Consider the following 26,270-nt stretch of genomic DNA (forward strand, 5'->3'; position numbering starts at 1 on the left):
AATTTAATATCCTTGTTTTTTTATGTAATGCGCGTAAACCTTCAGCTTATGTCTGCTTATCCTCTGTTTTTTATGGTGATAGTAATTGGTAACTAAAAAAATTTCATCATCATCTGAGAAAAGCTCATTGAAATAGAGAATGGCCTTCTCGTAAGTCTCCTTAAAATACTGAGGATTTAACTTATCTATTCCATCTTTAAATGGAGAGAGCTCCATAGCAAGATTGAAATGAATGCTGGACTTCCATTGCCAGTAGAGGCTTGGTTTTATAACTAGTCCTGGAAAAGCTTCGTTTATATATTGATTTAACTCCATGATCATTTTCTCCGTTCCTCAAGTTTTCAAGGCCGCTCCTTTATCAAGAAGTTTCCGAATATAGTCGGGCGCTTGTCGAAGGAACAAACGTAATACCATAAATATGCCCTATCTCTCTTCTCACTTTTTCCGTTAACGCTTCTCCTGCTCTATTAAATTGTTTTTCTAATTGAATACCATCTTCTTTTAATTTATCTGTATTCCAATCAATCCACTCTCCATAGGTCATGTTCCATGAAGACAATGCCGCTACTAAATTATTGGAAAGCGGTAAATCTGCAATATCAATATTGTAACCGCAATTCGCACACCAAAGTGGATCTGCGCCCACATCCCCTTCTATTTTTAGACTTGCAGGAATACTATGTTCACAACCGCACAACACTTCGGTTCCCCCTCCACATATTTTGGTCTTAATGCTCATTATACAATATTTCCCTGAATTTTGGGCAGGATGAACAGAAAGGGCGTCCCAAAATTGATTGGGACACCCTTTTTCCGGAAAAAATCGTTTTTTTCCGGAATTACCTTCAGTTTTTCCGGAATTAATCCTATTTTCTCCGGAAATCACCTCAATTTTTCCGGAATTAAACAATTCTCTGTTCTATTGCACTCCTGCAGTTTCTTCATTACACTGCTTTTCGTTGGAAATAAAAATACCCTCCAAGGAAAAATAGCACAAAACTGCCTCCAACAACCGTTATTAATTGCTCCCATGGAATAAAAAATAGATCGTCCGTGTTGCCGCCAACGTACATCATCGAGAATGGCTGCGCCCATGGATAAAAAGGACCAAAGCGCTCAGAATTTATCGCTAAAATAGCTGGTAGTGTAAAAATCACATTCACGGTCAACGGTGCAGCAAAGCTCTTAAAAAGAATAGACATCCACAATTGAAGGGCAACAAGTGGAAACGTCGCAACCCAGCCACCTATAATGCCTCTCCAAATAATCTCAATGGGAAAAGGATCTGTATAGCCTTTTATCATTCCCACCCCATAGATAGAAACAAGGTAAAGAAGTTGAATGACAAACACAAGCAGCATCAGCAATACATACTTTGCCAAAAATATTTTTCCTCTCGCAACTGGCATTGCTAATAACTGCTTCCAGCCCCCTGCTTGGTGCTCGTATCTACAAATTGTACTTGCTAAAACACCTGTTATTAAAGGTAAAAATAGAAGGGCATAGGTTAAATTCATCGAAAGCACCAAAATATACCATTGATTGATTTCTCCCTCAATAGTTAAATTAAAGAGCAACCCAATCAGAAGTCCCACAAAGGGACCAACAAAAAGAATGAAGGTGATTTTTGATTTTCTTAGTTTATACCACTCTGACTGAAGAACTGAGAGCATCTACTTAACATCCCTTCTAATAAAATCAAACATGCCAATGATATACAACAAACACCCTACTCCAATCCCTAAAAAGACATTAATCACAGGTTCATTCCAATCATTCATCAACGATGGCCATTTCCATATCATCCAATCAGGAAGAATATGGGCTGAATAAGTGAAAATCACACCAAGTACTCCAGCAGTAATCGGAATACTTTGATTATGACTGACCGTTGCAATCCATAGCTGTAAAGCCAGTACAGGCAATGCAGCTAGATAGGGATAAAAGCTGTATTTGATAATCTCTAAATAGGGAATATCATGGCCTAAGTTTAAAACCGTTCCGTATAGGATCGTAAAGATGGTTAAAAGCACTGTAGAAAGCAATAACAAACCGGCTAGCACTGTAAATTTTGACAAATAGACGCTCCACTTGGAGACTGGAAGAGCTACAAGCTGCTTCCAAGCATTTGTCTCATTTTCAATACTTGTCATAAATGATGTTAAAATCACGATTCCTAAAACGAGTGCAAGTGGTGTAAACGAGGATACATTCAATAGAAAATACCCCCAGTCATCATCACTTTGCCTGAGCAAATATTCTTTTCTTACTCCATAATTGACCATCTGTAAGGCAATGACACCGAACGGACCTAAAAATGTTAAAAACCAAAATCCTTTTCTTTTAATTTTTAAAAATTCGGCTTCAACTAATTTTCCGATCATATTGCCTGCTCCTCTGCCGTCATTTGCAAGAATATATCTTCGAGAGAACGCTTCTCTTCTTCAACTCGATAAATAGAGAAGCCATCTTCAACAAGTATTCGTACAACATCCGCCACCTTCTCATTCGAATGCTCTAATAAGAGAAGCTGACGATCTTGATAATCTGATTTAATTCCTTTTGCCAAAAGAGAGCGCCAAGCCTTCTCCCCATCGTTAACCTTTAAGATAATATTTTTCTGCGCGAATTGGCGCATGATTTCGATGGAATCTTGAAAAATCAACTTCCCTTTCGAAACGATGCCAACTGTAGTGGCAATTTGATCGATTTCCGATAATAGATGACTCGAAATCAAAATGGTAATGCCAAATTCAGTTGAGAGACGTTTAATCAAATGACGAATTTCAATGATTCCAGATGGATCTAACCCATTTGTTGGTTCATCCAAAATCAGCAATTCAGGTTCACCCAATAAAGCAGTAGCGATCCCTAAGCGCTGCTTCATGCCTAATGAAAATCCTTTTACCTTTTTATTGGCGACATCTGTGAGACGAACAATTTTTAAGACTTCATAAATTCTTGATTTTGAAACTCCTAAAATTTTTCTCACAGCCTCTAAATTTTCGTAAGCTGTTAAATGTGGATAATAGGAGGGATTCTCTACTAAGGAACCAACCCTTTTTAAAATGCTAATTCGTTCCGCCCTTAAATCCTTTTGAAAAATTTCAATCGTTCCCGATGTCGGTTTCATTAAACCAAGCAACATTCGAATCGTCGTTGTCTTCCCTGCACCATTAGGACCTAAAAATCCATATATATCTCCTTTTTTAATTTTTAAATCTAAACAATCCACTGCTTTTTCTTGACGAAAGCTTTTTGTTAAGCCTTTCGTAATCACTACATGATCCATTTTTTCTCACCTCAAAAACAATCATAATGTTTGAAGGTTAAAATAAAGGATAATGAAAGTTTAAAATCTGTTTAAAAATCACTTGTTTTTATCAGCATAACCATAAAAAACGTGTGCAAAAGAGAAACATTCCCCTTTACACACGTTTTTTATATTTCATGATCTTAATCGATGTACCTGTCTCAGTTGAACTAATTTCCCAATCCAAATCCATTCCTTTCACCATCATATCCACAATTGATAAACCAATCCCAGCTCCTTTTTCATTGGAAACATGCTGCATTCCTTTTCCTCGATCGGTAAATAAGAATGCATCATATCGTTCAGTGGATTCTGTTTTCACTTGAATATATCGGCCGCTCCGTGCATGCCGCAGGACATTTTGCAGTAAATTATCGATAATACGACCGAGCCAAGAAGGGTCGACAAACCATTGATTGTTTTCAAATGGTTGCAGTTCAACCTCTATTTCAAATTCTTCTTTTTCAAACACAGAATACCATGTTGCTAAACATTCCCGAACTAACCGAATCACATCAACCTCTTTTTTCTCCAGCTTATACCTGCTTGCGATTAATAAAGTATACGACATCAAGTTTTCAATTAGCCGATCAATGTCAACAATGGAAGCTTCAAGCATGTCAATGGAAGCTTGTTTCTCTCCTAAACCATTTTCTTTACTTAAAGAGTAGATTTGTGCTCGCATTTTTGTTAGCGGTGTCCTCAAGTCATGAGAGAGATTAGCGATCAACTCTCTTCTCAACTGCTCTTCTTCTTTTTCCCTCTCGTTCGCTTCTTTCAGTTCCTGAATCATCTCATTAAAAGTTTGCTCAAGCCGGCCAATCTCATCATACTTTTTCACAGCCGTTTGTACAGGCAATCCATCCACGTCCCGAGTTGTCATCGATGCCTGCAAATTTAACAGCCGTTTTCGAATATTATGAAAGAACATAAAGGACACGAACAGAAATAACAAAATAATGACAGCCATGCCCATGAAAACGAATAGTGCGTAGTCATTGGATGCCTGCTGAAGAGGGGGTTGAAACTCCTTGCGCGGAAGCTCTAAGACGATAAAACCGTTGGTTTCATCCTTTCCTAAAAAAGCAATCACAGTAAATGGTTCACCGCCATAGCGTGCCTTAATAAATTTTGCCATAAAGGCAGCGGTCCATTGCTGTGGCAACTCTTCTTTCAGATCAACCGTTTCGACTAAGTCCCCTCTCTCATCCACCCAAAACATGGATGCATCAGGATATTGTTTTTTCCATTGCGCAAAATGCTGTGAAATTTCTGCTTTACTAAAAGACTGCAAATTGTTTGCCTCTTTATGCCATTTTTCTTCTATTTCTGTTGCGGTGGGTACGTCTTCAGAAACAAATTTTGACTCAATTCCTATGAAAAAAGTTCCGATAATTATAAAAGCAAATTGAACAAGAAAAATTGCCATCAAAATGATGAGCATATATTTAGCTAATAAGGATCTGAAAAACTTTTTCATAACTTCACCCTATAGCCAATTCCCCGAATCGTTTCAATGATTTTTGGTTTCGCCGGATTCTCCTCCAACTTTTCACGCAAATAGCGAATATGCACCATCAGTGTTTTGTCACCCTCAATATAAGCTTCTCCCCAAACCCCTTCATAGAGCTGCTCTTTCGTTAAAATTTGATTTAAATGACGAATAAAATATTGAAATAAATAATATTGCTTGCCGGTCAATTGAATTTCTTCTTCTGTTTTTTTATTAATAATCCTTAAATCTTCTGGATAAACAGCAAGATGGCCAATTTCAATCAGTTCATCGTTTTTTTGAAACCTTCTTAAAAGCACTTCCACCCTGGCAGCAAGCTCATCGGGATGAAAAGGTTTTGTTAAGTAATCATCAGCAAAGCCAAGCCCCTCAATTTTATCCTCAATCGCAGTGCGAGCGGATAACATTAAAATAGGAACATTTCCATTATCATTTTTTATGCGTTTGCCAATAGAAAAACCATCCAAGCCAGGCAGCATAACATCCAATATTACGAGGTCAGCAGTTGAAATATACTGCTCAACCCCTTCCCCCGATGTTAGCCATGTAACCTCATAGCCTCTTTTCTTTAAATCTTTTTTTACCCAACTGCCAATCTCGTTCTCATCTTCAATATAGAGTACATGGACCATCATTCTTTCCCTCTTCTCCATCACATAATCTGCCTACTGTCTTCTCACGATATGCGTACCTATGACAAGGAGCATAAATAAAAGTAACAAATAAATGCTAACTGCCCCTAATTCTATTGTTTTTATGCCTGAGATAAATAAAATACAGACAAGAAGCATGCTCCCAAAAAGGACAAAATAGAGAGAAATCGCATAAAAATTCTTCATATTGCTCCATGTCCTTTCATCTACATCCGGGACATTATTCTTTTTTTGTTTTTGCCTTATTTTCCCTATTGTTATAACAAGGGCTACCCCAACTATCGAGCCGCCAATTCCTGCAGCAACTAATGCAGACGGTAGGTCAGGAATGAACAGTTTTCCTAAAGAAAATCCCAAACTCATCCCACCAATGACTGTTATCGCAATAATTAACGTCTTATACTTTTCCACCCTTAATCCTCCTCCAATTGAAATAATTCATCAACCGTCACATCTAAATACTTAAGCAATTTCAACGCCAACTCTAAACTGGGGTTGTATTTATGCTTTTCAATCGCATTTATCGTTTGCCTTGTAATTTGTAAATCCTCTGCCATTTTGATTTGGCTAATCCCTTTTTGCAGACGAATTTCCTTGATTCGATTTTTAACTTTCAAAAACATCTTCTCCTTTTTGAGAAACATGTAAAGATATCTTTACAAATAGTATACATCGACATTTTCACAATGTAAAGATATCTTTACCTTCTTGAAAATAAAAAACCCTAACTTCGCAAAAATCATACGACAATTAGGGTCATAGCTAAAAAACCATCCGCACAGCAACAAAGCCATTAATATATGCTATCTTACGAATGTGCGCTTTAATTTTCTATTATTCATATACAAACTAGCAAGCTTTATCGGAATATATCCTAACATTCCTCCAATCGTGTTCAGGATTAAATCGTCTACATCAAAGCTTCCAAATTTAAAAATGAGCTGAAGTGTTTCAAAGGTTAAGCTTAAACAAAATGTTGCGATCGCGACATTTTTAAAGCCGTGGAATTTGGCGAATAACAATGGAAACATAAAGCCAAAGGGTGCAAATCCGATAATATTTCCAGTTAAATTTTCAACTCGTATACTAAAATTAATATCATTTGCAAAAAATAAATAATAGCCAATTGTTTTAAATGGAATAAAATTGTGCTTATTCCACATTCCCTCATAAGTAAAGGTAAAATGACTGATAATTTCTTGAATACTTAGGTATTTAATCAGGATAAGCTTTGTAAGTACAAGCAAGTAAAAACTAAATACAACCGCTAATCCTACTTTGACAACGAATTTCATTTTTGTCTCTCCTACTACACTACTTTTTTAAAACTAGGTTTCTTTGAAAACTCCCCAATGCTTTTAAAACTTTTAAAAAGAAGAAAACCTACCAAACTCCCACTTACATTCAAAATAATATCATCGATATCAAATTGCCCTAGCATAAAAATAAGCTGCGAGCATTCAATGAAAATACTAATGATGACAGAAATAAGAAGAACTTTGGTAAATGGACGACACTTTTTAAATAGTAAAGGCAAAAATACTCCTAAAGGCAAAAAAATCAAGATATTTCCTAATGTATTATGAATGATAACATCCAAATTAAATTTATCTAATCCCGTTATATAAGTTAACGTGTTTTTAAATGGAATAATATTTGCGTTTAGTTGTAATACCTCTAAATGAAAATAACTTTCGGAATCCGGAGGGAGAAATACATACCTACTAATAGGAAACCCATTCAAATGATCAGCGATAATATTAATGATTCTCTCAATTAGTAGCTTATATAGAACAACTGCAGCATAAAAACTAAACATGACCCAAGTTCCGATTTTAAACCATTTGTAATATGGAAAGAGCGATTCCTGCAGTCCATTTGAAATTTGCTTTTGATCGCCAAATTGTTTCAAAGCCTTCACAGTTGCTTCCGCTTCCGAAAGACCTTGAGCAACAAAGTCATATTTCAATAAAGAGAGATGATCACGAATTTCATCGATCATTTCTACCCGTTCTTCTTTACTACAATTAATTCGACTTACAATTTGCTCAATGTAGGCTTCAATTTCTTTATCCAAGTCGCTCCCTCCGAACATACTTTAATTAGCTGATTGATTTGATTCCACTCTGTTAATTTCTTCTCTAATTCTCTTTTCCCATCTTCTGTGATTTGGTAATATTTTCTTCTGCCACCGTTATCAGCATTTACCCAATAAGATAAAAGCCAACCTTTCGTCTCTAATCGTTTTAATGCAGGATAGAGCGTTCCTTCACTCATGTTGTAAAGTTCATTACTATTCTGTTTTAATGTTTTAACGATCTCATAGCCGTACATATCCTGCTGATTCAAGAGAGAAAGAAGCAAAATATCAATGCTGCCTTTCATAATTTCTTTATCCATCCTCACACCACCTTCTATATAATCCCAAGTACATCGTATCACATTAGTACATCGTATAACAAGGTTGATTGGTAACTTATCTTCTCCATAAAATATAAAAGAGGATTGAATCATTTCTGAACCAATCCTCTAAATTCCAAAGAACCCTATTTTTCTATTTAAGAAACCTTCAATATTGAACCCATAAGTATTGACCAATTCTTCATCTAAATCTTGTAAAAAAGATTCAACCTCTGTCGTTATCATTTCGATCGATAATGAATCTTCGGATTCAAATAGCTGCCAGATGGAAAATAACCTCCAGCCCTTTTCACCTTTATTATTAAATGTTAATAGGGGGCCTTCTCGTTCATCATGCTCGATTGTATAGTAAGTAAAATCTCTGACACGATCCCATTTTGTTAAAGCTACTCCTAATTCCAGGAGAGCAAGAGAAGGCTCTTTAAAAAAACACTTATTATGGATATACATTTCGAAATCGCCTTGAATATCGACTAACAATTTGCCGTTTCTTTGCTTGATCAATTTCCGATCCACTGAAATATACTTATGTAATTTGAATTCCAACCTTAAAGGATTCATCTTTTCACACTCACTTGTCTTTTATTTAAAGGCTCTGTTATATGTCGGTGTTGATTTTTGGCTCATTTTCTCTCTGATTCCATGCAATGTGCCCAAAATCATTTTAACAAAGCCTAATTAAAAATAAAGTAAATAAATAACAAAGACAAGTATAATCCGATAAATCGCAAATGGAATCAACTTTATTTTATTGATTAGCTTTAGGAAAAAGCGAATCGATATTAATGCGAAAACAAATGCACTAATAAACCCTACAACGAAAAATGGAAGGGCATCTAACGTAAAATACTGCCAATTTTTCAATAGTGATAAGAAGCTTGCACCCGCCATAATTGGTACGGCCATAATAAAGGTAAAATCCGCAGCAGTTCGATGATTCATCCCAAGCATTACTCCGCCAGAGATCGTTGCCCCTGAACGTGAAAAACCTGGCCAGAGTGATAAGCATTGAATGAACCCCACAGCTAACGCCTGTTTATAGCTAATTTGGTCTACTGTAACAACTTTAGGAGTTTTGGATCCAAATATATCTGCGATAATCATAAAAACCGCTCCAATTAATAACCCAATTAGAACTGTCTCGGTTGAAAATAGATTCTCATCAATAAAATCTTCAAACAACACACCTAAAACCCCAGCTGGAAGTAAGCCAACAATGATATGAGTTAGTTTAAGATGGCTAGTTTCTTCTTTATTTTCCTCTTTCTTTTTAAGAATCCGATTTAGACCCAATAGATCAATAAACCGCTCTCTGAATACTATGACGACCGCTAAAATCGATCCAAGCTGAATCACAATTTTAAATGTATTCGCAGCATACTTTCCTAAAAACTCGTTTGATTTTAACCACATATCATCAACAATAATCATATGACCAGTTGAAGACACCGGTGCAAATTCTGTTAATCCTTCAACGAGCCCTAGTATGACGGCTTTTAACAATTCTATGAAATCCATTCCTTTGACTCCTACTCTTAATCTATTTAGAAGTATGGAAGAATACTTCCATAGTATTTTAAACCTATTTTAAGTCAAAGTATAGTTACATTCATATTTCAAAAAAATATTAAGTGACTCATATATGAAATATTGCCATTTTCCATAAGGGATACAGCTCCCCCAAAGAAGTTAAAAAGGGAAGAATTTTGTTAGTGACGAAAAAATAGCTGAACAAACATCAGCATAACAGACCATTTAAAAATACAGCCTGCAAGTCTACTTAGTCTATTCCGAACCTTTTCCCACTATATTTGAAGTGGCCATCCATGTACTTTTCGTTTCTTAAATGTATGAATATATCTAAATCCAGCGGCTTTAGCCATCTTTAGGGCTTCATCAAGGTTAGAACCAACCGTTTCTACTCGGTGAGAATCAGAACCGATTGTCAAGATTTCACCACCAAGAGATTTATATAGTTTTAAAATGCTCTGTGTCGGAAACGGCTCATTAACCTTCATATTAGAAATACCCGAGGTATTGATTTCAATACCAATTCCTCGTTCGACAGCCTTTCTGAGTATCGCTTCCAAAATTTCGTTAAAATCGTCAAACTGGTAATTGCCCTTCGACTCCATCGCATAGCGTTTCATTAAATCCAGATGAGCTATCACATCAATATCTGCCTCGGAAACAAGCTTATAAACTTCTGTAAAATAATCATGATACACCTCGAACGGCTTTTTATCTCCCATGTATTTTCTCAGCTTTATTTCATCAATATTATGAACGGAGCCAAGAATAAAGTCTAATTCCAATTCTTGTAGTGCTTGTTTGTATTCATCCTTCATTAAATGAGGTTCACAAAGTTCGATGCCAGCTTTAATTACAAGTCTTCCTCTATATTTATCCTGCACATGATGAATTTGAGAAAAATATTGTTCAAAATCGAGATGACCATACGTTGGAAGATTCGGATTGACTGAAAAGTGCTCTGTAAAACAAATTTCGTCGATTCCTCTTTTTACAGCTTCAGCACAGACATCTTCCATTCTAGCTTTGGAGTCAAACGAATTATCTGTATGATGATGATATTCAGTAAGATACATGCCTAATTTCACCTCATTTTATTGGAATCACCACTACTCCCTGCCGTTTTTATTCAGTTAAGCAAAAAGGTAACCACATTGGCTACCTTTTTGTTACAATCCATTACAATAATGCTTTAAAATTATTTACTATGTTTTCTACAGTAAAACCATATTTTTCAATGACTTGGTCTCCAGGAGCCGATGCACCGAATGTATCAATGCTCATTACTGCCCCCTCACTTCCTACATACTCTCTCCATCCAAGCTTAGAACCCATTTCCACTGCTAAACGTTTTTGTAAATTGCCAGGCAATACACTTTCTTGATATTGTTGTGACTGTTTATCAAAAAGATCCCATGATGGCATACTTACAACATTCACGTAGATGCCTTCTTCAGCTAAACGGGCTTGAGCTTTAATTGATAAAGCAACCTCAGAACCAGCAGCAATGATAATTCCAACAGCTTTATTTGAAGCTTTGGATACAATATAAGCTCCTTTGCGGACGCCCTCGGTTGCCAGCGTTTCTGTCGTTTGCAATGTGGGTAATCCTTGTCTACCTAACACTAATATGGTCGGATGCCCCGTTTCTTCCACAGCTATTTTCCATGCTTCTCTTGTTTCATTTGCGTCTGCAGGCCGGATGACAGAAATTCCCGGCATTGCTCTAAATGCAGCAAGCTGTTCAACTGGTTGATGAGTTGGTCCATCTTGTCCTACTGCAATTGTATCATGCGTAAACACATATATCACTGGAAGTTCCATCAAGGAAGCTAGTCTGATTGCTGGACGCAAGTAATCTGAGAAAACAAAAAACGTACTTACGAATGGGCGTAAATGATGTAGTGCAAGTCCATTAGCAATAGCTCCCATCGCAAATTCTCTTACACCAAATCGAACGTTCCTTCCAGAATAATCTTGACTGTTAAGGTCTACATAATTTTTTAATCTTGTTTTTGTTGATGAATCTAAATCAGCAGACCCACCAACCAATTCAGGTAATTTATCAGCAAGTAGATTTAATGTTTCACTGGATGCAACTCGTGTTGCAAGTGTTTCACCTTCTTTATATTCAGGAAGTCCACTCTTCCAATCAACCGGCAGCTCACCGGCGATGATTCGCTTTAGCTCTCCAGCAAGTTCTGGATATTCATTTTGATATGCGGCAAAGAGGTCATTCCATGCTTTTTCTTTTGCAATTCCATTCTCTTTAATACTGCTAAAGTCTTCATATACTTCTTCAGGCACATGAAATTCATCGTGTTCCCAGTTATAGAACTTTTTCGTAAGTTCGATTTCTTCTTTTCCTAAAGGGTCACTGTGCGCTTCATTTGTTCCTTGTAAAGATGGTGAACCGTAGCCAATAACTGTTTTTACTTCAATAATAGTCGGTCTGTTTTCATCTGCTTTCGCTTCTAACAATGCCTTATGAACAGCTTCAATATCATTTCCATCTTCAACATATAAATATTGCCAGTTACACGATTCAAAACGTTTTTTAATATCTTCAGAAAAAGCCAAGTTTAGCTCGCCATCTAAACTAATATTATTGGAATCATATAACACAATTAAACGTCCTAGTCCCAAGTGTCCTGCAAGCGATGCCGCTTCATAGGATACACCTTCCATCAAATCCCCATCACCACAAATTGTATATGTGTAATGGTCTACAATAGGAAAACCATCTTTATTATATGTTTCCGCCAAATGTCTCTCAGCCAAAGCCATCCCAACACTTACAGGAATACCTTGTCCAAGTGGTCCTGTAGTTGCTTCAACTCCAGGAGTTATTCCATACTCCGGATGACCCGGTGTTTTACTTCCCCACTGTCTTGTGTTCTTCAGATCTTCTATCGTTACATCATACCCTGAAAGGTGCAGCAAATTGTACAGTAAATTGGACCCATGTCCAGCTGATAATACAAATCTATCACGATTGAACCAGTTCGGGTTTTCAGGGTTAATATTCATAATATTTTTCCAAAGGCTATAAGCCATAGGGGCTGCTCCCATTGGCATTCCTGGATGTCCGTGTTGTGCTTTTTCTACACTATCTATTGTTAACGTACGAATTGTGTTAATCGATAATTCAGAAATCCTTGAATTCTTTGTAGTCATATTAAGAACCTCCAGTGTTTTTTAATTCTTAGATGCTGAGGTTTTATAGCGATAATCCTCAGCATCACATTAAACTAACTTATTTTGTTTCTGCTTTTTGTTTCTTCACAGGTATTGCCATCAATGCAAGGATGACAATTAAACTTATTGTAATGGCAATTGGTCCAGCATAATTAGCCAATGAACCAAAGAATATTCCAGATACACCAAAATCAGCATCAGAGAAGGTTGTATTAGCGAATCCTAAATCACCAAGTACAGGCATTAAGAATACTGGAAGGAATGAAATAACTACCCCATTGACAAAGGAGCCAATAACAGAACCTTTAAAGCCTCCCGTAGCATTACCAAAGACACCGGCAGCTGCTCCTGTAAAGAAGTGGGGTACAACACCCGGCAAAATAATGACACCACCAGTGAAAATCATGATTACCATACTGAAAATTCCGCCTAAGAAACTTGCAAAGAATCCAATTAATACCGCATTTGGTGCATATGGATAAATAATTGGAACATCAAGTGCTGGTTTAGCATTCGGCACAAGCTTAGTAGATATCCCTTTGAATGCAGGTACAATTTCTGACAATACTAAACGAACTCCAGATAAGATAATAAATACACCGGCAGCAAACCTACCTGCTTGAATAAGAGAAAATACGAGGAAATTTGTACCTCCACTTAGCTCATTTTCAATATAAGTAGCTCCTGCAAAAAGTGCCACAATTACATACATGATAATCATTGTTAAGGCAATACTTACAGTACTGTCTCGTAAAAAACCTAAACCTTTTGGAAAGTTAATATTCTCAGTAGAATTTTCTTTGCTGCTTTTAAATAATTTACCAACTAAAGCACTTGCTGCATAACCGACAGCACTGAAATGACCTAATGCCACGTTATCATTTCCAGTTAACTGACGCATAAACGGCTGAAGAATAGCTGGTGATAAAGTCATTACAATCCCAAGTGCAACAGAACCTGCAGCGATCAAGCCAACTGTATTGAATCCTGCCACAGCCATAATTACGGCTAACATCGCAGCAAGGTAAAGGGTATGATGACCAGTTAAAAAAATATATTTAAATCGGGTAAATCTTGCTATAAGAATGTTGACAATCATACCGAAAAACATAATTAATGCCGTATTTGTACCATATTCTGATAATGCCAGAGCAACAATGGCTTCATTATTTGGAACAACTCCAGTAACATTAAATGCTTGTTCAAACATCGCCCCAAACGGTACCAGCGCAGTCTCAAGAATTCCGGCACCTGCTGAAATGACAAGGAAGCCTACGAATGTTTTAGTAGTTCCCTTTACGGTATCCGACATATTTCTTTTTTGCGCCATTAAACCAATTAAAGCAATGAGTGCTACTAGAATGGCTGGTTGACTTAAAATATCAATTAACGTTTGCATTTCTTTACCCCCTTTTTTTGATTTACATCAGATTAATCCTTTTTTCTCCAAAACTTGTTTTACTTTAGTTCTTAATTCGTCCATATCAATGATGCTATCCATCACAACAACCTCACCTAAATGGGCTCCACCTTCTGCAATGTCTTTAGCAAGAAAGAAAACATCCGCATCGTCTGGTGTTGCTGAGCTTAAATCAGAATGTGATACTTCCACTCCTGTCACACCAAGCTCTTCTAAAATTTGATTGATATTCATTTCTACCATAAAACTAGTTCCTAAACCTGAACCACAAACAGCTAAAATTTTCATTATTTATTCTCCCCCATTTTTATAATTTCGATTACTTGCTCTGCAGTTTCAGCAGCTTTAATAGCTTCAAGAAGTTCATTATCACCTAAAATTTTGGTTAACTGTGCAAGTGCCTTAAGATGTGCTTCACTATCAATAGCAGCTAAACAAATAAAAATATCAATTTTATGATCAGCCTGATCCAGAAGCAACACAGGAGTCTTTGTTCTTAAAAAAGACATCCCTAGCTGGTTCACACCATTTTCTGGCCTAGCATGCGGAATCGCTATACCTTTGCCGATATGAATATATGCTCCAACTTCTTCTACATTTCTTATCATGGAATCCACATATTTCCTTTGTACTTTATTGGACTCTACCAATGGTTGAGATGCTTCAATAATTGCATCCTTCCAATCCAGCTTTTCATCAGTAAAATGGATTGTGTCTTTCGTCAAGAGCTCTGATAACATTGGTTTGTTCATCCCCTTGCTTTTGTTTTGTATATATAATAAATTAACAAGCTCAGAATATAGTTGGTTTTCATCTTTTACTTCTGTATGCCTTTTAATCACTTCCATCAATTGCTCAACGGTGAATATTTGCCTATCTAATCTTGGAAATTTCTGCAATACATCACGAATTAGATAGTATTTGTCTACCTGTGACAATAAGGTTTTCACAATGAATACTGGCTTTACGGATTCTACCTTAATGGTTGAAAATACCACATCATAGTTTGCTGCTGGGATATCTTCAAATCTGTCACGATTGTGTATTCTAGAAAATCGAATTGTAGGAAACAACTCTTTTAATTGGGCTTCAAGCATGATGGATGAGCTTAATCCATTGGAACAGATGATTAATCCTGTTAATTTCTCTGAATGCAAATTATTTCCGCTATCCAGGTAACCACCAAAATGCATAGTAAAAAAACCAATTTCGGTTTCACTAATTTCTTTCCCTGTCCAAAGTGCCAGTGGGGACAATGAACGCTTTACAAACTGAAATAGATCAGGATACTCTCTCTTTATTCTTTCACTTAATTGATTAAAGAGTGGAATTTCAAAAATAATTCTAAAAAATGCTGGAACAAGGTGATTGTATAAACTTCTTTTCAAAAATGCTTTATCTTCAATCGGAAGCAATGTGTTTTTTTCAAATTCTTCGATAATTTGTTCCGCTAACTTCTCTAATTCAGGACTAGCTTGGCTTGTAACTATTTCAAGTGTTACGAGTAACTGAATCGTTACAAAATAACTCTCATCTTCACCTCCTTCAGGAAATAACCTCCTCGATAACTCCTCCCCATGTTTAAATATGCTCTGTCTTTCAAGCATTTGTTTTTCTAAGTTTGTAAAGGATAATTTTTCCTTTCGAGCACGAACCCTCAAGAGAGCAAGGTGGATAATCATCTCTGTTTTTCTGCTCTTAACTAAACTGATCTCATTTATTTCTAGATATTGATTCATAATTTGTTGTGTTTCAACAAGGATTTCCGCCTTTCCCCATGACTTAAGTGCCAAAATAATGATTTCTTCCCCGAGTGGTTGAGAAAGTAAATGATTTACGCTAAAGATTGCTAATCTCCTCTTATCCATTTCAGTTCCTGTTATATGATACCCATCCAAGCGTGTGTATAAAAATTTTACCTTCCACTTATCACAAATTTCTTTTAACCTTTTTACATCCGTTAGTGCTGTATTTTTACTTACACCCAGCAATAATTGAAAATGGTAATTGGAAACCGGCTCTTTGCGAATAAAGGTGTACAAATAAATTAAATAGGCTCTGTCTTGTTCCGATATAATGAACTGATTAGCATTCATATCTAGATAGTTTGTTTTGACCAAGCTTCTTAATGTCTTGTCAATAAAAAGCAATTGATTGGAGATTTTAATTTCCGGCAAATCATTATTGGCTAGGGCAAAATTGACTTTTTCCAAATCATACTGAAGTTGACGTTCAGATAAGTTTAGCTGCATCATTATTTCTTGCTTCGTTATTTTTTCATGCTTTGTCAATTCCTCCAATAGTTTATAGGACCGTTGATCAAACAATAGTATCCCTCCACCTCTCAATTTAATTATAAAACGTTTCCAACGTTGATATAATAACCATTTGGCACAATAATTGCGAGGTGTTCCAACATCAATTGGGCTGTTCATTTAGGTTGGTTTATTTCCATATTTTTTATACTTTAAGGCGCTGTAACAATATAAGAGAGCAAAAAGATTAGCCACAAAAAATGATAAAGACTAGTTTATGAATGGCTATGCAGCGGTTGCACTGATTTGGAGGATAGTTTGTGGTATTGAAAAGTGAGTGATAGAAGTATACTCTACCGAAAGAAAATTTGCTGGCAATTCGAGACGGAGAAAATACTAAAGAAGATGATTCTTTCTTATCCCGTATCTCCCCATCAAGATATAGCCACAGCTATTCAGGCGACTGATAAAGTTTTGGTGAAGACACGGTTGCTTTGGTTCAGCTTTCTCTGTCCTCATGAACCCTCTATGAGGACACACTTTGCTTTGGTTCAGCTTTCTTTGTCCCCATGAACCCTCTATGAGGACAAGGGCCAAATCAAAAACAATTAGATGAAAACATAACAAAAAAGAAAAAGCTGATATCAAAAAATAAAATTTTTTGACACAGCTTCATTCCAACTTAAGGATGAGAAACAACTAACTCTGCTTGACCGGAAATACGAAATGCTTCAACATGATGAGGAATGACAAAGTGAGTGCCCTTCTCTATCTCAAATGCTTGATCATTCACTGTAAGCTTTGCTAGACCCGCAATTACACTTACTTGTAAAAAATCTTTGTTCATTTCGAGTGAAGCCTTTCCTTTTAAATCCCAGTGGTACACTGAGAAGTATTTCTCTTTTACTAGTTTCTTAACTCGCAAATCATCTACCTGTTTTTCCGTTTGTTCTACCTTTGCGTCCTGATGCGGAACAGTTGTTACTTGCTTTGCACGTTCCAAGTGAAGTTCACGTTTATTTCCCGCTGCATCCGTACGGTCATAATCATATACTCGGTATGTGATGTCAGAACTTTGTTGTATTTCCAAGATTACAATTCCTTTTCCAATTGCATGAATCGTACCGCTGGGCACATATACAAAATCTCCAGCTTCTACACTGACACGACGTAACAACTGTTCCCATTTTCCACGATCAATCATATTTTCAAGTTCTTCTCGTGACGCAGCATGGTGTCCTAACACTAGCTCTGCACCCTCTTCCGCACTTAAAACATACCAGCATTCTGTTTTTCCGTATGGTACGCCTTCTGTTTCTTGAGCAAATTGATCATTCGGGTGCACTTGCACAGACAGGTCATCAGCTGCATCCAAAATTTTTACCAGTAAAGGATACGCGTCATCGTTATCTTTACTCTTATTAAACAATTCACCATGCTCCAGCCAAGCATCAGCTAACGTCTTTCCTTTTAATGGACCATTCTTTATAACGCTTGGGCCATTTGGGTGAGCAGAGACCACCCAAGCCTCGCCAGTATGTTCATAAGGAATGTCATAATTAAAATGTGTATTTAGTTTTTGCCCACCCCAGATTCTTTCTTGAAATACCGGTTGCAGAAAAATAGGTTCGTTATACATAGAATCCTCCATTAATCTTAATTTCTATTATGTACAGAGACATTCTAACATAAAATGATTAATGAATGCCGAAGAACAATTGATGGAATACAAATGTCAACCGTACTGGCCATAATGTACAGCTCCCTTCTGCAATCATCGCAGAACCAAATAAAAAGCCACTTTGTCGAAAGTTCTCCACCATTTCCCGAAAAAACCATCAGTTTAATAAGGATTGCCTTAATGAATCAGACCCTCTTCTACTAAAAACAACTCTGCAACCTTGCGCGGACTTTCACCTTCCACATTCACTTGGTAATTCATTTCTCGCATTTCATCGTCAGAAATCATGCCCGCCAGTTGATTCAAGGCATCCACCATTTCAGGAAATTGGCGTGCCGTCTCTTCCCTCAATAATGGTGCACCTTGATATGGTGGAAATAACAGCAAATCGTCTTCCAAAACCGTCAACTTGTATTGCTGTAGTTCACTATCAGTGGAATAGGCATCGATTAAATTAATTTCTCCTGATTCGATCGCAACGTAGCGTAATTTCGGTTCCATCGTTACGAGATTCGGAAACTGAATACCGTATAGCGACTGAATTCCGACATAGCCATCCTCACGATCAGAAAATTCTAAGGTGAAGCCGGCATTAATATGTTCTTCTATTCCCCTTAAATCGGAGATCGCTTCCAAGCCAAATTGATCAGCAAATTTCTCTGTAACGGCTAAAGCATACGTGTTATTATACTGCATTGGCTCTAGCATCAGCATTTGATATTTTTCTAACATCCCGTTCTTCGCCTGTTGATAAACTTCCTCACTCTCGTTGCTTACAGCCGTTTCTTTTAGAAATTCCGAAATGGCTGTACCTGTAAATTCAGGATAAATATCAATATCTCCGGACTTAAGGGCATTAAAAAGAAAAGATGTTTTCCCTAAACCTGGCTTAAGCTCCACTTGTAGATCGGTTTCTTCTTCAATTAAAAGTTTATACATATTAATTAAAATTTCTGGTTCTGAGCCTAATTTTCCAGCAATGACTATTTTTTGCTCTTCCTTTCCAATAAGCGGAGCTGCAAACATAAAGATAGCCAATAATCCGAGGGTCCCTACAGAAATAAGAGCTTTTTTATAGGAAAGATGTTCAAATTTCTTCAGCAAAAAATCGAAGAGAATTGCTAGCAAAGCTGCCGGTATCGCACCTAATAACAGCAGATTCGCATTATTTCGATCAATTCCTAAGAGAATAATGTCGCCAAGTCCACCTGCTCCAATCAACGCTGCCAGAGTTGCTGTTCCTACAATTAACACCATTGCCGTACGGATGCCGGCCATCATAACCGGCATTGCCAAAGGCAACTCTACCCTGATCAACCTTTTCCTTGAATTCATCCCCATTGCTCGGGCAGCTTCAATTAATGCAGGTTCTACTTCTTTAATCCCAGTATACGTATTTCTCAATATTGGAAGTAATGCATAAGCTACTAAAGCAATGAGAGCAGGCACTCTGCCAATACCAAACAAAGGAATGAGAATCCCCAGTAAGGCAAGTGATGGAATTGTTTGAATAACAGAGGCAAACCCGATAATTCCTTCCGCTACTTTTTGACGTCTTGTAAGAAAAATCCCTAATGGGATCGCAATGGCTACAGCAAAAAATAAAGCTATAAAGGAAAGCTCCATATGTTCGAATAACGCACTTAATAAATTACTTTTTCTATCATGAAAGACCCTTATCAACTCTTGCACAAGTTTAGACTCCTTTCTGCAATAGATTCGCAGATAAATACCTCATAACTGTTCTGCGATCGATGGAGCCCATTTCTTGGCCTTTTTTCTCAACGATCACCTGTTCATGGTCAGCTAAAATATCAATAAGCTCTTTAAAGGAATTTAATTCCGATGCTGAAACTGTAATGGCATCCATTCCTTCTTTATTCACTAATGGTTCTAGTAAATCTTCTAGCTTGAAGTCATTTATTCCATTGCCATACTTGTCACCCACAAATTCTCTCACGAAATCATTGGCCGGATTTGCTACAATTTCATGAGGAGTTCCGATTTGAACAATTTTCCCTTCTCTCATAATACAGATACGATCAGCCAGTTTCAGCGCCTCTTGCATATCGTGGGTCACAAATACGGTCGTTTTTTTGAGATTGTCCTTTAAATCGAGCATATCATCCTGAAGTTTTTCACGACTAATGGGATCCAATGCACTAAAGGGCTCATCCATTAAAATAATTTCTGGATCGGCAGCAAGAGCCCGGATGACACCAATTCTTTGCTGTTGTCCGCCTGAAAGCTCGCTTGGTTTTCGACTAGCATATACGGCAGGGTCAAGGCCGACCATTTCCAAAAGCTCATGAACTCTTTTTTGAATTTTATCTTTCCCCCACTTTTTTAACTCTGGAACAATCGCGATATTTTCCTCAATTGTCATATGTGGAAAAAGAGCAATCTGCTGCAGAACATAACCAATATTCCAGCGTAATTCATGAATATCATACTCGCTTATCTTTTTCCCGTTAATGTACAGCGTCCCATCCGAAAGAGGAATTAACCGATTAATCATCTTTAGCGTTGTCGTCTTTCCACAACCGCTTGGACCAATCATGACAAAAAATTCTCCTTGCCGGATCTCAAAATCGACTGAATCAACCGCAACTGTATCATCCGTAAATTTCTTTGATACATTTTCAAATCTAATCATAAAAGGGTTCTCCTTGTTTAGATTTCCATTTCATATTTTCCATTTTCCCATAATCCATATTGAGGATAAAACAATTTGTCTTATATAGTATCTCATTCAAGCTCCAATCGTATGAACACTGATGTTCTGTCGCCTCAAACGGAAAAACACCAGCGAAATAGCTGGCGTTTTTAAAATAACCTAGTACAGGCTCTCTATTGAAACATTTTCGGGAAGCTTAAATGGATTTTCTTTATTAATTCTGTCATAAAACATTATTCCATTTAAATGATCCATTTCATGCTGGATAATAATGGATCCGTACCCTTTAAATTTCAAAATCAGTTCTTGCCCGTTTATATCATAAGCTTTAATTTTAACTCGCTCATATCTCGGAACAAATCCTTTAACCTCTCTATCAACAGAAAGACAACCTTCACCTTCAGGCAGATAAATCATATTCACAGAATGACTAACCATTTTAGGATTAATCAGCATATATTCCTTGTCTTCAAAGAAAGCTGCAAACATGCGTTTATTAAGGCCAATTTGATTGGCAGACAACCCGACACCTGGACGCAAATGATATTTTGGGGCTATGATTGGATCCTGACTATTCTTCAAGTATTGAAGCATGCTCAATAATACTTCCTTATCTTCATTCTTTATCGGAACCTCGAGTTCTTCTGTCTTTTGACGTAAAACAGTGGAGCCATCTTTCACAATATCCTTCATTGTAATCATGTATTCAGAATGAAACTTACTCATAAAAAAGATTCACCACCTTTTTGTTTCATAAGACCATTTATTTTTTTAAGCGATAATGTAATTCTACAAATTGATTAAATATCCTCGTTCCTTTTAAAGAAAGCTCCAATTGAGAATCTCCTCCTTTAAATAACGGGATCCCCTTACCTATTATCGTTGGTGCAACTGTAATGATAAATTCATCAATTAATTTTTCTTCTATAAAACTATGCAGTAGCTCTCCTCCACCGACAATCCAAATATTCTTCCCTTCTTGAGCTTTTAACTCATTCACAAATTTAGTCACATCAGCGTTTATAAATGTGACCTCATTGGTATCACGAATCTGCGACCTTGAGAACACAAAGCATTTTTTATCTTTATAAGGAAACTCCTTTAAACCTTGTTCCATAACCCAATCATATGTCCGTTTCCCCATAATTACCGTGTCTATCGTTTCATAAAACTCGGAATAACCGTTATCTCCTTCTCCTTCAACCTTGAATAGCCATTCTAGAGAATCATCCTCTGTCGCAATATAACCGTCTAAACTCGTCGCAATAAATAAGATAAGATTTCTTTTCTCGCTCATAAGTTTCTCCTTTAACTTTTATTGTTTTAAAACACTTAATTAAAGAATCGATTCATTCCTTTAACCAATTTTAACAATTTACATTTATGAAGAGAATTGATTATTTCGTTTGATAAAGGGCCATTTTATAAAATCTAAAGGCAGCGAAACAAGAAAAATAAAAATATAGACCTATCCTTGATAATAAATAAAAATCAAATTTTTCTTTTAACTAATTTTAACGTAGCGACAATCAAAAAGCTCACGATCACTAACAGCAACCATGAACTGACCTTCCCAAGATGGACAAGACTCCATGCATCTGTTTGATTTGGATATTTCCATGCTCCAAAGAATGTAGCAATATTTTCCGCTATCCATATGAAGAAACCGATGAGTACAAAGGATAACGCTATAGGCATTCGATAACGAGTACGATTAACCTCGTAAGTGACCGCTGATTTCCAAAAGACCATTAGAACAAGAGCAGATAACCACCAGCGGACGTCGATCCAATAATGATGGGTGAAGAAATTCAAGTAAATTGCTGAAGCTAATGGAACGACGATGAAAAATGATGGCCACCTTTCCAATTCAACATTTAGTCTTCTCCATGCCTGGCAAAGATAGCTCGCAACACTTGCATACATGAACCCGCTATACAATGGAACTTCAAAGATTTTGAAAAAACCCTCTTCTGGATACGACCATGAGCCCATATGTACCTTGAAAATTTCAAGAGTGAGACCAATCATATGGAAAAGGGTGATTACTTTTAGTTCATCCTTTGTTTCTAGTCCAGAGCGCACCATCCACCATTGCATAGTAAGACAGATAAGAAGAAGCCAATCGTATCGTGCTAAAAATGGTAAAGGGAGAAGCTGTGTAATTGCCAAAGAGGCAAAAATAACGACAGGAAAAACACAGGATAATGCCTGTTCCCAACCAAAACAGACAAGTTGCGTAAATGCACTGGTGATTTGCGTCTTAAACGTTTTTTTCTGTCTCACCTTTTGTACGATGACATTCATGTACAGCTCCCCTTTATTTATTACTCTGCTACGTCATCATCACTTCGATATTCTAAAATGTCCCCCGGCTGACAATCTAAAGCCTGACAAATTCCTTCAAGAGTGGAGAATCGAATCGCTTTCGCCTTGCCATTTTTCAAAATCGAAAGATTCGCCATGGTAATTCCAACCTTCTCTGAAAGTTCAGTTACACTCATCTTCCTTTTTGCTAACATCACATCAAGATTAATGATAATTGCCATTGTATTCACCTCAGACTGTTAAATCATTTTCAGATTTGATATCAATTGCTTCCTGCAAAAGCCTTTGAAGGACAGCGGCAAAAACAGCTATCACCACGGAAGCAAATATAAGTACCAATCCGATCAAAATAATCCCTGGTGCATCATCCGCTTCCGCAACGAGATAGAAAAGTGGCATGCCCACAAATAGCAAACTACTGATCCAGATTGCAGATTTTTTTATACTCTTCAAAGCATTAACAGCCATTTGCGAAAACGCTTGGTTCTGATCAATATACTGTAAAAGTTTAAACGCTTGATAAAGAGCATAATAAAACGGGAGCGCTGCAGCGTACAAATCAATGTACACTAAATACTTTAAATACGCATGGTCTGGATAAAGCTCTACGATGAAGTTCGCCACCGCTGGAACGACAAAAATACATAGAGCAAGAATGGGAATTCCAATCAGAATAACGGCTAATTTTAAAAACAGCGTTTTACCTTGTTTCATATTAGGACACCTCTTAAATTTGATTTACGGTAAACCCATTGTAGCATAATTTTATCGTTTTTCAATAAATTATTATTGATAATTAGGATTTTAATATCGTTTTTCATAAAAAACAAAGTTCTCATTCCAACAAAAAAACCTTAAGGGTAGGCATACTATAAGTTTGCCTCCCTTAAGGGAACGAATTTCCTCAATCCTCTTGCAATGAAACCGTGACCATCTCATCCAAATACTTCGTTACACTATAGCCATACAATTCAAGCCTCTTCGGTCTTAAATATTTTTCTTCTTCGGTATTGTACAAACGAACTTTTTGTGAGATTTGAATATGGCGCGGCTGCTCAATTTCTTGATATGGCACAGGCAGCTCCTCGTTCATATGATATTCAACCCCATTTTTATCAACTATTATTCCTTCTGACTCCATCTCCATAGAGACTGCGTCATTACCATCTTCACCAATAACATGTAATTGAAGCGAATCATATCCACCATTTTCCCAATCATTATTCCTAATAATGAGTTCTGTTGTTCCTCCCACTTCCACTTTATCGATAGAAAGTGTGCTACCAGCATATTCAACGGTTTGAGGATACACCACAGAAGGATCTAATTCGATATTTTTATTGTCAGCGTAGCTAAGCTGCACCAATCCCAATTGAGCGCTAAATTCCTTTGCTCTTTCTCCAAATAATGAGTCAAAATGAGCTTCAAAGGTGAGCCAATTTACATCCTCCTGTACTTCCGAGTAAAAGCTTCCGTATAAATCACCTTTTGCTTTTCTTTTGTTCATTTCAAGATATTCAAAGCTAACTAAATCTAATACTTCCTCCGCTTGACTTTGATTGACCGAATATTGCAAAACTGTCGTTGTCGGTGCGAGTGTTAATTTTTCAATTCGCAACGGAATTCCTTCCACTTCAATCTCCTCATCTAGCGCATATTCTATGATGGGATTTTTGTTTAAAGGAATCTCAAAATCCCATTCTCCTGATTTAGATTCCGTTTCCCAATAATTTGCAGCTTGCTGCAGTTTATGAATCTTCGTAATCTTAAGCTTCATCGTTCCTTTATCATCTTTTATGGGGAACAAACTAATTTTGCCATGATATACATTCTTACTTTCTTTATTCAAATCAGAATGAAGTTCAGGATTAAAATATCTAGGATTACTTCCATGATTCACACCTGCATTTTCGCTCCTCACCGAAATTCCTTCATAATAATCAAGAAGATATTGATTATCTTCATTCATATCTTCTATTTCATAGAACACTAGTGTTTGAAAATCATCGGCAATTGCACTTTTAATCGTGATTTTCACTCCTTCACTTTCTGCGACTAGATTCAACCTTTCACCTAGACCTTCCTGCAAAAAAGCTCGCAGCTCCAAATCATCTTCCGTCCATGAGTAATAAAATTTTGCAAACACACCTGTAAAAACTCCAAGCGAAATGAAGAGAGCAAAAACTGCAGCAACACTAACAGTAATTTTCAGACGCCTTCTATTTTTCTCTAAGCTTTGCTTTTCCTTTTCCGCAAGCCTCGCTTTCACATTTTCCATGAAATCGGACGGCACTTGGAATTCTTCAATCTTCTCAGCAATATTTGTCATCATCAGCATAAGTTCCTGAAAGGTAGCTAGATCCTCCTGACATTCTCGGCAGTGATAAACATGGACTTCTAAGTCGATCTTACTTGAGCGTTCAAGAGTTCTCTCTAAATAAGCGACATAATGTGGATAATATTCCTTACAGCCATTAAAGTTTGTACCGTAACCCAATTCTGTTCTTAGAGATTGAATGCCCGAGAACAAATATTCATTGAGCTTTTCTCCAGAAACTTGAAGGAGATTTGCCGCATTCTCTTTCGAAAGTCCTTTTACATATGTAAGTACGAGCGTCTCTTTCTCATATTTTTCCAACTGATTCAGCGCTTGAAAAATACTTTGACCGGATTTACTTTCTGCTGAAACTTGTTTATTTTCATCCTCTGAAAGCTCCCAGCACATATGAATAAAAATCGTTGTAATCCAAGTCTCAAATGAATCATAGCTTTTAAAGCGTGGCAACTTTTTTTGCGCCTTGACAATAGATTGATAGAAGAGCTCTTCCATTTGCTGCTGATTAGTAAGATAGAGTCTGCCTAAGCTGTAAAAAGATTGTATGTGCTGTTCAAAATAATCACGAATCGATTCCTGTCCTGATTCACGAATCTCATTGATTGAAACAGCATTTATTTCTGCCGGGCTCATAAAACGTGCTCCCCCTATTGCTCAATATGATTTTCTCTATTTTTTACGCTTTCCTTAACAACCTTTAGCTCATATCGTGTGAAATCAAGGTTCGCACACCCCTTTAGTAATACTTCAATGGTTCTCTGATTCTAGTTACGATGAGAAAAATTTCATTTATTCTTATCATTTCATAGAATCAGAGAGAAAATGAGCCAAAAATCAACACCAGCATATAATAAAGCCATTGTTTAAAAGGATGAGAACGTTCTATCTCTGCTTCAATCCTTTAAACCAATTATAGCTTTTCTTCTTAAATAATCAAAAAAATCCA

General features: G+C 36.8%; 28 protein-coding genes. All 28 read right to left on the reverse strand.

Annotated elements, in window-relative coordinates; all coding sequences use genetic code 11:
• Positions 1 to 3 precede the first annotated feature (3 nt).
• On the reverse strand, positions 4 to 315 hold the full coding sequence (locus FCJ93_RS25345) for a DUF3885 domain-containing protein (RefSeq protein WP_235879403.1): 312 nt from the start codon (positions 313 to 315) through the stop codon (positions 4 to 6).
• Between the two features lie 43 nt (positions 316 to 358).
• Positions 359 to 700 carry a hypothetical protein gene (locus tag FCJ93_RS03275; RefSeq protein WP_137742920.1) on the reverse strand — a complete coding sequence of 114 codons (342 nt, stop codon included), beginning with the start codon at positions 698 to 700 and terminating at the stop codon, positions 359 to 361.
• Between the two features lie 244 nt (positions 701 to 944).
• Positions 945 to 1,673 (reverse strand): ABC transporter permease, encoded by a 729-nt coding sequence (locus FCJ93_RS03280; RefSeq protein ID WP_137742921.1) that lies wholly within the window; start codon positions 1,671 to 1,673, stop codon positions 945 to 947.
• Positions 1,674 to 2,384 (reverse strand): ABC transporter permease, encoded by a 711-nt coding sequence (locus tag FCJ93_RS03285; RefSeq protein ID WP_095309665.1) that lies wholly within the window; start codon positions 2,382 to 2,384, stop codon positions 1,674 to 1,676.
• Positions 2,381 to 3,292 carry an ABC transporter ATP-binding protein gene (locus FCJ93_RS03290; protein WP_137742922.1) on the reverse strand — a complete coding sequence of 304 codons (912 nt, stop codon included), beginning with the start codon at positions 3,290 to 3,292 and terminating at the stop codon, positions 2,381 to 2,383. Before FCJ93_RS03290 ends, FCJ93_RS03285 begins: the two co-directional genes overlap by 4 nt.
• 136 nt (positions 3,293 to 3,428) lie before the next feature.
• Positions 3,429 to 4,793 (reverse strand): sensor histidine kinase, encoded by a 1,365-nt coding sequence (locus tag FCJ93_RS03295; RefSeq protein ID WP_095309669.1) that lies wholly within the window; start codon positions 4,791 to 4,793, stop codon positions 3,429 to 3,431.
• A complete protein-coding gene (locus tag FCJ93_RS03300; RefSeq protein WP_137743066.1) occupies positions 4,790 to 5,458 on the reverse strand; it encodes a response regulator transcription factor in 669 nt (222 codons plus the stop codon). Before FCJ93_RS03300 ends, FCJ93_RS03295 begins: the two co-directional genes overlap by 4 nt.
• A 33-nt stretch (positions 5,459 to 5,491) precedes the next feature.
• Positions 5,492 to 5,890, reverse strand: coding sequence for a hypothetical protein (locus FCJ93_RS03305; RefSeq protein WP_095309671.1), 399 nt, complete (start codon positions 5,888 to 5,890; stop codon positions 5,492 to 5,494).
• Between the two features lie 2 nt (positions 5,891 to 5,892).
• A complete protein-coding gene (locus FCJ93_RS03310) occupies positions 5,893 to 6,096 on the reverse strand; it encodes a helix-turn-helix transcriptional regulator (protein WP_095309673.1) in 204 nt (67 codons plus the stop codon).
• A 186-nt stretch (positions 6,097 to 6,282) separates the two neighbouring features.
• A complete protein-coding gene (locus FCJ93_RS03315; protein ID WP_095309675.1) occupies positions 6,283 to 6,774 on the reverse strand; it encodes a VanZ family protein in 492 nt (163 codons plus the stop codon).
• Positions 6,775 to 6,788: 14 nt separating this feature from the next.
• Entirely contained in the window at positions 6,789 to 7,556 is a 768-nt protein-coding gene (locus tag FCJ93_RS03320) for a VanZ family protein (RefSeq protein WP_137742923.1), read from the reverse strand.
• Positions 7,517 to 7,879, reverse strand: coding sequence for a PadR family transcriptional regulator (locus tag FCJ93_RS03325; RefSeq protein ID WP_137742924.1), 363 nt, complete (start codon positions 7,877 to 7,879; stop codon positions 7,517 to 7,519). Before FCJ93_RS03325 ends, FCJ93_RS03320 begins: the two co-directional genes overlap by 40 nt.
• Positions 7,880 to 8,008: 129 nt before the next feature.
• Positions 8,009 to 8,461, reverse strand: a complete 453-nt coding sequence (locus FCJ93_RS03330) for a DUF7878 domain-containing protein (RefSeq protein ID WP_095309680.1) — start codon at positions 8,459 to 8,461, stop codon at positions 8,009 to 8,011.
• Between the two features lie 117 nt (positions 8,462 to 8,578).
• The gene (locus FCJ93_RS03335) at positions 8,579 to 9,418 is read right to left on the reverse strand and encodes an undecaprenyl-diphosphate phosphatase (protein WP_137742926.1); all 840 of its coding nucleotides are present in this window, start codon (positions 9,416 to 9,418) and stop codon (positions 8,579 to 8,581) included.
• Between the two features lie 287 nt (positions 9,419 to 9,705).
• Entirely contained in the window at positions 9,706 to 10,506 is an 801-nt protein-coding gene (locus FCJ93_RS03340) for a histidinol-phosphatase HisJ family protein (protein ID WP_137742927.1), read from the reverse strand.
• A gap of 103 nt (positions 10,507 to 10,609) precedes the next feature.
• Positions 10,610 to 12,607: a transketolase gene (tkt, locus tag FCJ93_RS03345; protein WP_137742928.1), complete on the reverse strand. Its 1,998-nt coding sequence runs from the start codon at positions 12,605 to 12,607 to the stop codon at positions 10,610 to 10,612.
• A gap of 79 nt (positions 12,608 to 12,686) precedes the next feature.
• Positions 12,687 to 14,027: a PTS ascorbate transporter subunit IIC gene (locus FCJ93_RS03350; RefSeq protein ID WP_095309688.1), complete on the reverse strand. Its 1,341-nt coding sequence runs from the start codon at positions 14,025 to 14,027 to the stop codon at positions 12,687 to 12,689.
• 27 nt (positions 14,028 to 14,054) lie between these two features.
• On the reverse strand, positions 14,055 to 14,336 hold the full coding sequence (locus tag FCJ93_RS03355; RefSeq protein ID WP_095309690.1) for a PTS sugar transporter subunit IIB: 282 nt from the start codon (positions 14,334 to 14,336) through the stop codon (positions 14,055 to 14,057).
• The gene (locus FCJ93_RS03360) at positions 14,336 to 16,375 is read right to left on the reverse strand and encodes a BglG family transcription antiterminator (RefSeq protein WP_095309692.1); all 2,040 of its coding nucleotides are present in this window, start codon (positions 16,373 to 16,375) and stop codon (positions 14,336 to 14,338) included. The genes FCJ93_RS03355 and FCJ93_RS03360 overlap by 1 nt, the downstream gene beginning before the upstream one ends.
• 610 nt (positions 16,376 to 16,985) lie before the next feature.
• The gene (gene manA / locus FCJ93_RS03365) at positions 16,986 to 17,942 is read right to left on the reverse strand and encodes a mannose-6-phosphate isomerase, class I (protein ID WP_137742929.1); all 957 of its coding nucleotides are present in this window, start codon (positions 17,940 to 17,942) and stop codon (positions 16,986 to 16,988) included.
• Positions 17,943 to 18,161: 219 nt separating this feature from the next.
• Positions 18,162 to 19,676, reverse strand: coding sequence for an osmoprotectant update ABC transporter permease/substrate-binding subunit OpuFB (gene opuFB, locus FCJ93_RS03370; RefSeq protein ID WP_170943567.1), 1,515 nt, complete (start codon positions 19,674 to 19,676; stop codon positions 18,162 to 18,164).
• 4 nt (positions 19,677 to 19,680) lie between these two features.
• Positions 19,681 to 20,640 carry an ABC transporter ATP-binding protein gene (locus FCJ93_RS03375; RefSeq protein WP_095309706.1) on the reverse strand — a complete coding sequence of 320 codons (960 nt, stop codon included), beginning with the start codon at positions 20,638 to 20,640 and terminating at the stop codon, positions 19,681 to 19,683.
• Positions 20,641 to 20,820: 180 nt separating this feature from the next.
• Positions 20,821 to 21,387, reverse strand: coding sequence for a peptide deformylase (def, locus tag FCJ93_RS03380; RefSeq protein WP_137742930.1), 567 nt, complete (start codon positions 21,385 to 21,387; stop codon positions 20,821 to 20,823).
• A 37-nt stretch (positions 21,388 to 21,424) separates the two neighbouring features.
• The gene (locus FCJ93_RS03385) at positions 21,425 to 21,958 is read right to left on the reverse strand and encodes a dihydrofolate reductase family protein (protein WP_095309710.1); all 534 of its coding nucleotides are present in this window, start codon (positions 21,956 to 21,958) and stop codon (positions 21,425 to 21,427) included.
• 194 nt (positions 21,959 to 22,152) lie between these two features.
• Positions 22,153 to 22,968 (reverse strand): DUF817 domain-containing protein, encoded by an 816-nt coding sequence (locus FCJ93_RS03390; RefSeq protein ID WP_137742931.1) that lies wholly within the window; start codon positions 22,966 to 22,968, stop codon positions 22,153 to 22,155.
• 20 nt (positions 22,969 to 22,988) lie between these two features.
• Positions 22,989 to 23,210, reverse strand: coding sequence for a helix-turn-helix domain-containing protein (locus tag FCJ93_RS03395; protein ID WP_095309714.1), 222 nt, complete (start codon positions 23,208 to 23,210; stop codon positions 22,989 to 22,991).
• Between the two features lie 10 nt (positions 23,211 to 23,220).
• On the reverse strand, positions 23,221 to 23,703 hold the full coding sequence (locus FCJ93_RS03400; protein WP_095309716.1) for a DUF2975 domain-containing protein: 483 nt from the start codon (positions 23,701 to 23,703) through the stop codon (positions 23,221 to 23,223).
• 190 nt (positions 23,704 to 23,893) lie between these two features.
• The gene (locus FCJ93_RS03405) at positions 23,894 to 25,957 is read right to left on the reverse strand and encodes a DUF4179 domain-containing protein (protein WP_137742932.1); all 2,064 of its coding nucleotides are present in this window, start codon (positions 25,955 to 25,957) and stop codon (positions 23,894 to 23,896) included.
• Positions 25,958 to 26,270: the final 313 nt, after the last annotated feature.

The sequence above is a fragment of the Robertmurraya siralis genome (genome assembly GCF_005502275.1).
GTDB classification, from domain to species: domain Bacteria; phylum Bacillota; class Bacilli; order Bacillales; family Cytobacillaceae; genus Robertmurraya; species Robertmurraya siralis.

What these genes read in the sequence shown, in the direction of transcription:
- FCJ93_RS25345 (WP_235879403.1), bottom strand. Translation starts at nt 315, where the DNA reads ATGGAGTTAAATCAATATATAAACGAAGCTTTTCCAGGACTAGTTATA.
- FCJ93_RS03280 (WP_137742921.1), bottom strand. Translation starts at nt 1,673, where the DNA reads ATGCTCTCAGTTCTTCAGTCAGAGTGGTATAAACTAAGAAAATCAAAA.
- FCJ93_RS03285 (WP_095309665.1), bottom strand. Translation starts at nt 2,384, where the DNA reads ATGATCGGAAAATTAGTTGAAGCCGAATTTTTAAAAATTAAAAGAAAA.
- FCJ93_RS03290 (WP_137742922.1), bottom strand. Translation starts at nt 3,292, where the DNA reads ATGGATCATGTAGTGATTACGAAAGGCTTAACAAAAAGCTTTCGTCAA.
- FCJ93_RS03295 (WP_095309669.1), bottom strand. Translation starts at nt 4,793, where the DNA reads ATGAAAAAGTTTTTCAGATCCTTATTAGCTAAATATATGCTCATCATT.
- FCJ93_RS03300 (WP_137743066.1), bottom strand. Translation starts at nt 5,458, where the DNA reads ATGGTCCATGTACTCTATATTGAAGATGAGAACGAGATTGGCAGTTGG.
- FCJ93_RS03315 (WP_095309675.1), bottom strand. Translation starts at nt 6,774, where the DNA reads ATGAAATTCGTTGTCAAAGTAGGATTAGCGGTTGTATTTAGTTTTTAC.
- FCJ93_RS03325 (WP_137742924.1), bottom strand. Translation starts at nt 7,879, where the DNA reads ATGGATAAAGAAATTATGAAAGGCAGCATTGATATTTTGCTTCTTTCT.
- FCJ93_RS03330 (WP_095309680.1), bottom strand. Translation starts at nt 8,461, where the DNA reads ATGAATCCTTTAAGGTTGGAATTCAAATTACATAAGTATATTTCAGTG.
- FCJ93_RS03335 (WP_137742926.1), bottom strand. Translation starts at nt 9,418, where the DNA reads ATGGATTTCATAGAATTGTTAAAAGCCGTCATACTAGGGCTCGTTGAA.
- FCJ93_RS03340 (WP_137742927.1), bottom strand. Translation starts at nt 10,506, where the DNA reads ATGTATCTTACTGAATATCATCATCATACAGATAATTCGTTTGACTCC.
- tkt (WP_137742928.1), bottom strand. Translation starts at nt 12,607, where the DNA reads ATGACTACAAAGAATTCAAGGATTTCTGAATTATCGATTAACACAATT.
- FCJ93_RS03350 (WP_095309688.1), bottom strand. Translation starts at nt 14,027, where the DNA reads ATGCAAACGTTAATTGATATTTTAAGTCAACCAGCCATTCTAGTAGCA.
- FCJ93_RS03355 (WP_095309690.1), bottom strand. Translation starts at nt 14,336, where the DNA reads ATGAAAATTTTAGCTGTTTGTGGTTCAGGTTTAGGAACTAGTTTTATG.
- manA (WP_137742929.1), bottom strand. Translation starts at nt 17,942, where the DNA reads ATGTATAACGAACCTATTTTTCTGCAACCGGTATTTCAAGAAAGAATC.
- FCJ93_RS03375 (WP_095309706.1), bottom strand. Translation starts at nt 20,640, where the DNA reads ATGATTAGATTTGAAAATGTATCAAAGAAATTTACGGATGATACAGTT.
- def (WP_137742930.1), bottom strand. Translation starts at nt 21,387, where the DNA reads ATGAGTAAGTTTCATTCTGAATACATGATTACAATGAAGGATATTGTG.
- FCJ93_RS03385 (WP_095309710.1), bottom strand. Translation starts at nt 21,958, where the DNA reads ATGAGCGAGAAAAGAAATCTTATCTTATTTATTGCGACGAGTTTAGAC.
- FCJ93_RS03390 (WP_137742931.1), bottom strand. Translation starts at nt 22,968, where the DNA reads ATGAATGTCATCGTACAAAAGGTGAGACAGAAAAAAACGTTTAAGACG.
- FCJ93_RS03395 (WP_095309714.1), bottom strand. Translation starts at nt 23,210, where the DNA reads ATGGCAATTATCATTAATCTTGATGTGATGTTAGCAAAAAGGAAGATG.
- FCJ93_RS03400 (WP_095309716.1), bottom strand. Translation starts at nt 23,703, where the DNA reads ATGAAACAAGGTAAAACGCTGTTTTTAAAATTAGCCGTTATTCTGATT.
- FCJ93_RS03405 (WP_137742932.1), bottom strand. Translation starts at nt 25,957, where the DNA reads ATGAGCCCGGCAGAAATAAATGCTGTTTCAATCAATGAGATTCGTGAA.